The sequence below is a fragment of the Candidatus Eisenbacteria bacterium genome, from assembly GCA_005893305.1.
Classification (GTDB): Bacteria; Eisenbacteria; RBG-16-71-46; order SZUA-252; family SZUA-252; genus WS-9.
Window position 1 is genome coordinate 56,560 of the sequence record VBOZ01000016.1, and the last position, 7,063, is coordinate 63,622.

The following is a 7,063-nucleotide window of genomic DNA, read 5'->3' on the forward strand; positions in this document are numbered from 1 at the left end:
CGTCACCCCGTGATGCGCATCCTGTAGAACGACCGCCACACGAACGTCATCGAGACCAGGAAAAATGCCGCCGCCAGGATGCTCGTGAAGCCGGCTCCCTGCTGGCGCGTGAGCGAGACGGCCAGCTCGACCGCGAGAAGGCCGAAAAGCGTCGTGAACTTGATGACCGGGTTCATGGCCACGGACGACGTGTCCTTGAACGGGTCGCCCACCGTGTCCCCGACGACGGTCGCATCGTGGAGCGCCGTCCCCTTTTCCTTGAGCACCACCTCGACGACCTTCTTGGCGTTGTCCCAGGCGCCGCCCGCGTTGGCCATGAAAATCGCTTGGAAGAGGCCGAAGAGCGCGATCGAGATCAGGTATCCGATGAAGAAGAACGGCTCGACGAACGCGAACGCCAAGGTCCCGAAGAAGACCGCGAGGAAGATGTTGAACATCCCCTTCTGCGCGTACTGCGTGCAGATCTCGACCACCTTCTTGGAATCGGCGACCGAGGCGCTTTTGGCGCTATCGAGCTTGATGTGCTTCTTGATGAACTCGACGGCGCGGTAGGCTCCCGCGGTCACCGCCTGCGTCGACGCGCCGGTGAACCAGTAGATCATGGAGCCGCCCGCGATCAGGCCCAGCAGAAACGGCGCGTGAAGGAGCGAAAGGTTCGCGACGTACTCGGGCTTCAAGCCCTCGGTCAGGGCCACGATGATCGAGAAGATCATCGTCGTGGCACCCACGACCGCCGTCCCGATGAGGACCGGCTTCGCGGTGGCCTTGAAAGTGTTTCCCGCCCCGTCGTTCTCCTCCAAATTATGCTTCGCCTTCTCGAAGTTCACGTCGAATCCGAACTCCGACCGGACCTGCTCCTTGATCCCAGGGATCGACTCGATCGTCGAGAGCTCGTAGACCGACTGGGCGTTGTCGGTCACGGGGCCATACGAATCGACCGCGATCGTCACCGGGCCCATGCCGAGGAACCCGAAGGCGACGAGCCCGAACGCGAAGACGGCCGGCGCCATCATCAGCGTGCCGAGGCCCATCGTGCTGACGCCGTACGCGAGCGCCATGAGGATCAGGATGGTGATGCCCAGCCAGTAGGCGCTGAAGTTTCCCGCGACGAAGCCCGACAGGATCGTGAGCGACGCGCCGCCCTCCTTCGAGGAGGTGACGATCTCCTTCACGTGCTTGGAATTCATCGAGGTGAAGATCTTGACCAGCTCGGGAATGACGGCGCCCGCGAGCGTGCCGCACGTAATCACCGTCGAGAGCTTCCACCAGAGCGAGCCGTCGCCCAAGGTCGGGATCAGGATGTACGACGCGAGGTAGGTCGCCCCGATCGAGACGAAGGAGGTCAACCACACGAGGCGGGTGAGCGGAGCCTCGAAGTCCATCTTGTCGACATTCTCGTACTGGCTCTTCGAGAGACGCTCGTTGACCAGATAGGAGAGGCCGCTCGCCACGATCATCATGACGCGCATGACGAAGATCCACACTAAGAGTTGGACCTGGACGGTCGCGCTCGCCACCGCGAGCAGGATGAAGGAGATCAGCGCGACGCCGGTGACGCCGTAGGTCTCGAAGCCGTCGGCCGAGGGACCCACCGAATCGCCCGCGTTGTCGCCCGTGCAGTCCGCGATCACGCCGGGATTCCGGACGTCGTCCTCCTTGATCTTGAAGACGATCTTCATGAGGTCCGAGCCGATGTCGGCGATCTTCGTGAAGATGCCGCCCGCGATTCGGAGCGCGGCGGCGCCGAGCGACTCGCCGATCGCGAAGCCGATGAAGCATGGGCCCGCCATGTCCCCCGGGATGAAGAGGAGGATGATGAGCATGATCAGGAGCTCGACCGAGATCAGGGCCATCCCGATGCTCATGCCGGCCTGGAGGGGGATGGAGTAGCACTTGAACGGCTTTCCGGTCAGTGCCGCGAACGCGGTGCGCGAGTTGGCGAACGTATTGATGCGGATTCCGAACCACGCGACGCTGTAGCTTCCCGCCATGCCGACGAGGCTGAAGAAGAGGATGACGGCGACCTTGAACGGCGGGAATCCGCGCGTGACGTGGCCGGCCGCGTCGACACCGGTCACGGCCAGCCAGCCGAAGTAGACCAGGACGATCGCGCTGATGAAGATCCAGAGGACGATCAGGAACTTGCCCTGCTGGAACAGGTAGGTCTTGCAGGTCTCGTAGATCAGATCGGAGATCTCAAGCATCGCCTTGTGGACCGGCAGCCGCTTCAGCTGCGCGTAGTTCATGATCCCGAACGCCATCCCCAGGGCGCAGACGAGGAGCCCAAAGAGGAGGAGCGTGTGCCCGTTCAGACCTCCCGCGAACGTCACCGTGCGGAGGTCCGGCAGCGTGAGGTTGGCCTCTCCGCCGTGGTGCCCACCGCTCTCCCGGGCCATCGCAGCCGGAGCCAGCGCTACGAGCGCCAACGCTAGGAGCATCGGCACCATAAGCAGGGCAAGAATCCCCCGCTCCCTGCTCTTTCTCAGAAACGTCATGTCTACCTCACTTCGAGCTTGAGCTGTCCGTGGGGTTGGCCGCCTGGTGGGGGGTGCCAGACGCTTCATCGCCCGTGACTGAGTGGAAACCCCCGCGCAAACCTTGGGTTTATAGCAGGTTGAGGGGCGGGTGTCGAGGGCTGGGTTCGCGGGCCGGGTCGAGCCGAAACGGGCCGACGAGGGCCTTACGACGCCTCGCTGACCTCATTCGAGAGTAGCTGGTCGATCGTCTCGCGCCGCCTGACGAGGCGGAACCGGCCTTCGCTCTCGCGCATGACCTCGGGGGCCGTGGGGTAGGAGTTGTAGTTCGAGGTCGACATTGCCGCGCAGTAGGCACCGGCGCCGCCCACCACCACCAGATCGCCGATCTCCGGCAGCGGCACCTCCCGCGGCGCCAGCGCCTCCGGGTCGCCCGAAGCGGGCGTGAGGATGTCGCCCGTCTCGCAGCAGGGTCCGACGAACACAACCGCGGTCTGGGGCCGCTTGCTGGCGACGACCTCGATCGGGTGCTGGGCGCCGTAGAGGGACGGCCGGGTCACTTCCGTCATGCCGGTGTCGAGCTTCGCGAAGACGTACCCGCCGACGCCGGTATCCACCACGTCGACGCAGGTCGCCAGGACGAGGCCGCCGTTCGCGACCAGGTAGGTGCCGGGCTCGATCTCGAGGCGGAGCGAACGTCCGGTGCGACGCTGGAAATCGAGAAGCGCATCGCGTACGACCGCCCCGACCACCGCGAGGTCGGTCTCGTGCTCCCCCGCGACGCGCGCCACCTTGAATCCGCCCCCGAGGCTCACCGTCGCCACGTCGAGCAGGCGCTCGGCGATGTCGAGTACCATCGAGGCGACCCGGGTCCAGACGGCGGGATCGTTCCCCGATCCGATATGGGTGTGGAGGCCGCGGATCGTGACCCGGTGCCGCGCGGCGGTCGCCTTGGCTTCGTCCAGGTACTCGTGCCAGATCCCGAAGCTCGAGGCGGGCCCTCCGGTGTTCACGCGGTGTATCGACCCGCTCCCCAGGCCCGGGTTGACGCGGATCGTGACGTCCCGACCGGCGAACGCGTGGCCAAAGCGGTCGAGCTGATGGAGGGAGCAGGCGTTGTAGAGGATTCTTCGCTCGACGAATTCCTCCAGGCGCCTGGAAGGCATCTGCGAGGTGAGCATGATGCGCTCGGGCGCGAATCCGGCCCGGAGCGCCCGCTCGACCTCGTGATCGCTCGACGCATCGATGTGGAGCCCGAGATCCCGGAAGATCCCGAGAACGGCGTGGTTCGAATTCGCCTTGATCGCGTAGCGGACGGTGATGCCGAACGCATGGGGGAACGCGAGGGCGCGCCGCGCCGCCGCCTCGAGGGTCGCGCGGTCGTACACGTAGCATGGGGTGCCGAAACGCTCTCGTACGGCCGCGGCCTCGCGCGGTGTCAGGAACAAATTCTCAACCGCCCCGGGCTAGCGGCCCACCGTATGGGTCGGGCGCGGATTGGCGTGCCGCTGCACGTTCTCGTCACGGCCCGAGCCCACGGAAACGAGCCGGATGGGAACCCCGGCCAGCTCCTCGAGCCGGTCGAGGTAGCGCCGCGCCTCGCGCGGGAGATCGTCCCATTGCCGCGCGCGCCCCGTGGCGGCCTCCCAGCCCTGGAATCTCTCGCAGACCGGACGCGCGTCGCGGAGCTCGGCCAAGGACTCCGGCATCTCCACCACGCGCACGCCGCGGACATCGTACGCGGTGACGGCCTGCACCTCGGTCAGGGAGTCGAGGACGTCGAGCTTGGTGATCACGATCTGGGTGAGCCCGTTGACGCGCACGGCGTGGCGGATAGCGACGGCATCGAACCAGCCGCACCGGCGTGGCCTCCCGGTCGTGGCGCCGTATTCGTTTCCTTCCTCGCGCAGGATCTCCGCGAGCTTGCCCTCGAGCTCGGACGGGAACGGCCCGTTCCCGACGCGGGTCGCGTAGGCCTTCGCCACGCCGATCACCTCGTCGATGTAGGTCGGTCCGATGCCCACGCCCGTGCACGCGCCGCCCGAGACGGCGCTCGAGGACGTGACGTACGGGTACGTGCCGTGGTCCAGGTCGAGGTGGGTTCCCTGCGCGCCTTCGAGAAGGATCCGCTTGCCCGCGGCGAGCGCCGCGTTGACCTCGCGCGACACGTTGGCCACGATGGGACGGAGAAGCTCGGCGTCGCGCTCGCAGCGCGCGAGCACGTCTTCCATCGGCTCGACGGGCGCGTCGGTGCCAACCATGCGGAGCGTGCGCTCCCGCAGCGACCGCAGGCGCTCCGACCGGATTTCGGGATCGAGGAGGTCCACGACGCGAAGCCCCACGCGGCCGGCCTTGTCCGTATAGGCCGGGCCGATGCCCCGCCCGGTCGTTCCGATCGGGCTGTCGCCCCCCTCGGTCTGACGCTCGAGGACCCGGTGGTCGGGCAGGATGACGTGGGCCGATCCCGAGACGAAGAGCCGGCCCTCCACCGAGATGCCCTGCTTCAGAAGCTTCTCCCGCTCCGTCCGCAGCGCCTCCGGGTCGATGACCACCCCGTTCCCGATGTAGCAGACCGTGCGGGGGCGAAGGATTCCCGAAGGAATCAAATGAAGGATGAACTGCTTGTCGCCCACGCAAACGGTATGGCCCGCGTTCGGGCCACCTTGGTACCGGGCAACGACATCCGCCTCCTGGCTCAGCAGGTCGACGATCTTTCCTTTTCCCTCATCGCCCCATTGGGCGCCTACGACGACGCGGCACGACATGACGCTGTTCCCCTCCGAACGCAAAAAAGCCGCGAGGACCTGACCTGGATGGCCTCCCCTCGCGGCAAATCAACTCGGGCGTAGCCAAGTAAGAATACCCGAGCCGCCGGCGCGCCGTCAATACGTTGGTGCGGGCGTGTCCGGTCCTCCTTGGCCCCAAAATAGAGAGGGGAGAGGCCGACCGCTCCTCTCCCCGACTTCTCCGGTGGGCTGTTGGAATTAGCCAGGCCACACCAGGCTAATGCGCGCAGCGTGTAGCGCTAGCTACAGCCACCTCCGCTGATCCGACTGCCACATTTATGCAATGGACCACCTCCTTTCCGCGATTCCTCAATGCTCGCGCCGTCTCGAAACGGTGTCAACGAAAAATCGACTGCCCGGGCGCTCAGCGCCCCGCCGGGGCGGTCTCCATCTGCGTAAGAAGCAGCTTCACGATCTCCTCCCCAACCGCCTCCTGGGCCTCCACGGTGGCCGCGCCGATGTGGGGGGTCAGGACGACCCGGGGATGGGAGAGGAGCGGCGAGCCCTTCGGAGGCTCCCCGGCGAAGACGTCGAGCGCGGCGCCGGAGAGGGCCCCGGTCTCGAGCGCGGCGAGGAGCGCCGACTCGTCCACCAGCCCGCCCCGGGCCGCATTGACCAGGATCGCCCCGCGCGGCATCCGCGCGATCTGGGCCGGGCCGATCATCCCCTTCGTCTCCGGCGCGAGCGGCACGTGGAGGGTCAGGATGTCGGCCCGCCCGAGGAGGTCCTGGAGGGCGAGCGGCTCGACCCCCATGACCCGGGCCCGCGTATCGGAAACATGCGGATCGTGCCCGACGCAGGGCATCTCGAAGCCACGCGCGCGTTGCGCGACGGCGCGGCCGATCTTGCCCAGCCCGACGATGCCGAGCGTCTTGCCCCGAAGCTCCCGGCCCATGTAGCGCGACTTGTCCCACTCGCCGCGCTTGACCGACGCGTCGGCGGCCGGGATCTGCCGGAGGAGACCGAGGAGGAGGCCGAAGACAAGCTCCGCCACGGCCACCGCGTTCGCCCCGGGCACGTTCAGCACCCCGATGCCCCGCTCCTTCGCGGCGGCGACGTCGATGTTGTCGAGCCCGGCGCCCGCGCGCGCCACCCAGCGGAGCCGGGGCGCCGCCTCGATCAGCCGGCGGGAGACCTTGGTGCCGCCACGGACGATCCAGGCGTCGATCTCGGCGACGAGCGGCAATAGCTCGGCTTCCGTGAGTCCTCGGCGTACGTCGACTTGAATCCCTGGGGAAGCGCGCAGCGTTTCGAGCGCGCGGGCGGAGAGCGGATCGCTGACGAGGACGCGGCGGGTCATGCCGCGGCCCCCGGCACTGCGGCGGACCGGGTCACTTCGCCGCGCGGCGGAACGATTCCTGCGCCGCTTGAAGCGCCGTGCCCGGCTCGGCCCTGTAGCCGTGGTCGATCAGGGCCGATTCGAAGGCGCCCACAAGGCGGAGGATATCGCCCTCGTCGTAATAGCCGATGTGCCCCAAGCGAAGGATCTTCCCTTTGAGCTGGTTCTGGCCCCCGGCGATCTTGACGCCGTACCGGTGCTCCATCGTTTTCATGACCGCGCCCCCGTCGACCCCCTCCGGCACCGTCACCGCCGTGAGCGTATTCGAGGGCACCTCCGCGAAGAGGCTGAGACCCAACGCCGTCGCTGCCCGCCGGGTCGCGTCCGCGTTCCGCTGGTGCCGCTCGAAGATCTGGGTGCGCCCTTCCTTCGACATTAGGATAGCCGCGGCGCGTGCGGCCAGCACCAACGTGATCGCAGGGGTGAACGGAGTGTCGCCCCGCTCCAGCTCGGAGCGCGCCTTC

At 67.2% G+C, this 7,063-nt stretch carries 5 protein-coding genes and 1 pseudogene (1 of these 6 cut by a window edge); all 6 read right to left on the reverse strand.

All coding sequences use genetic code 11. The features are described from left to right. Positions 1–2: 2 nt before the first annotated feature. Positions 3–2,438: a sodium-translocating pyrophosphatase gene (locus E6K79_06240; protein TMQ64948.1), complete on the reverse strand. Its 2,436-nt coding sequence runs from the start codon at positions 2,436–2,438 to the stop codon at positions 3–5. Positions 2,439–2,680: 242 nt separating this feature from the next. Beyond that, a complete protein-coding gene (locus E6K79_06245) occupies positions 2,681–3,922 on the reverse strand; it encodes a diaminopimelate decarboxylase (protein ID TMQ64941.1) in 1,242 nt (413 codons plus the stop codon). A gap of 18 nt (positions 3,923–3,940) precedes the next feature. Beyond that, on the reverse strand, positions 3,941–5,239 hold the full coding sequence (locus E6K79_06250; GenBank protein TMQ64942.1) for an adenylosuccinate synthase: 1,299 nt from the start codon (positions 5,237–5,239) through the stop codon (positions 3,941–3,943). A gap of 385 nt (positions 5,240–5,624) precedes the next feature. Further along, on the reverse strand, positions 5,625–6,560 hold the full coding sequence (locus E6K79_06255) for a hypothetical protein (GenBank protein ID TMQ64943.1): 936 nt from the start codon (positions 6,558–6,560) through the stop codon (positions 5,625–5,627). 31 nt (positions 6,561–6,591) lie between these two features. Then, the gene (locus E6K79_06260) at positions 6,592–6,975 is read right to left on the reverse strand and encodes a hypothetical protein (GenBank protein TMQ64944.1); all 384 of its coding nucleotides are present in this window, start codon (positions 6,973–6,975) and stop codon (positions 6,592–6,594) included. Continuing rightward, a pseudogene (locus tag E6K79_06265) lies at positions 6,975–7,063 on the reverse strand (alanine--glyoxylate aminotransferase family protein) (it continues 649 nt past the right edge of the window). The gene E6K79_06260 and the pseudogene E6K79_06265 overlap by 1 nt, the downstream one beginning before the upstream one ends.